At 29.7% G+C, this 582-nt stretch carries 1 protein-coding gene; it reads right to left on the bottom strand.

The genetic code is table 11. The features are described from left to right. Positions 1 to 334: 334 nt before the first annotated feature. A partial coding sequence (locus B7R67_RS21825) for an iron-sulfur cluster biosynthesis family protein (protein ID WP_088073084.1) occupies positions 335 to 582 on the bottom strand: 248 nt, incomplete at its 5' end.

The raw sequence follows: 582 nt of genomic DNA, 5'->3' as shown, positions 1-582 counted from the left end.
TTTGCAATTAACGTAAAAAATTGAAAAAGACAAATGTTTATTCATTGAAATGACTTTATTAAAATTTATGTTTATACTTCAATTAAAACATTGATCGACTGAGTGAAGCACTTTTATTCATGGAGTAGAATGGAACGAAAGGATGCCCGAATCCTATGGGAAATGCGGAAAGGCTAAAGACCCCGCAGGCTTGCCGAGGAAGCTCAGCATTCGCCCCATGGAAAGCGAGCATCCTGCAGTGGAATTCAACAATCCACATGTTTAATAATAAAAAAGTATACAAAAAAGGCATTATTTATTTGCAATGCCTTTTTTGTAATTTAATATTTTATATTTAATCTTCTTTAATAAATGTTAATCCAATACGATTATTAAAAATTTGATTTCTGTTTTTGAAAATAAAAGAACCATTTTGATAATCAATTACTAATTGGTCTTCATAAACATCTTCAAAATTTTTGTTTACCCTGAATTCAAACTGATCTCCAATGATCATTTTTTCATTGGGACCACATGGTCTTTTATTAATAACTTTTATTTCATAAATGTTATTAACTACATCACAACTACCTCGGTCAAATT

Source organism: Gottfriedia luciferensis, assembly GCF_002156865.1.
In the GTDB taxonomy this organism is placed as follows: Bacteria; Bacillota; Bacilli; order Bacillales; family Bacillaceae_G; genus Gottfriedia; species Gottfriedia luciferensis.
This window is presented reverse-complemented; position numbering and strand designations above follow the sequence as displayed.